The following is a 517-nucleotide window of genomic DNA, read 5'->3' as shown; positions in this document are numbered from 1 at the left end:
TGCCAACGACTGTTTAGCCAGATGGGGTTCCGGCTGCGCAAACCGCGCCCGCAGGTGGCCCAGTCTGATCCGGTTCGCGTTGCGGCGGTAAAAAAAACTTCGGCGCCTGGCAAAGCGCGACGACGTTGAGTTATGGAGCCTGGATGAATGTCATTTCCAGCAGCACGGATCGCGTTGTCGCATGTGGGTGCCACCGGAGGTCCGCGATCCAGTATTGATGCATGCACCCACGCGCAAGTCGGTCGCGTGCTTTGGTGCCGTAAGCCTGAGCACGGGTCGCTTCGTCTGGCAGGTCTGCCCCGTGTTCAACGCAGAAACCTTCATGTCTTTTTTGCGCCGACTGCTGCGCCACCGACGAAGCGGCAAGCGAATTGTGGTCGTGCTGGATAACGCCAAGTATCACCATGCCATTCTGCTTACGCCACTGCTGCAAAAGTACCGACGGCACCTGACTTTGCTGTTTCTGCCGCCATATAGTCCGCAACTGGCGCCGATCGAGCGTGTCTGGAAGCTGACA

1 protein-coding gene is annotated in these 517 nt (G+C 58.8%); it reads left to right on the top strand.

The window, feature by feature from the left end:
* Positions 1-106: 106 nt before the first annotated feature.
* Positions 107-517 (top strand): IS630 family transposase (locus AWB78_RS45135; protein ID WP_082883675.1); only part of this gene is annotated, 411 nt, incomplete at its 3' end.

The sequence above is a fragment of the Caballeronia calidae genome, from assembly GCF_900044055.2.
In the GTDB taxonomy this organism is placed as follows: domain Bacteria; phylum Pseudomonadota; class Gammaproteobacteria; order Burkholderiales; family Burkholderiaceae; genus Caballeronia; species Caballeronia calidae.
This window is presented reverse-complemented; position numbering and strand designations above follow the sequence as displayed.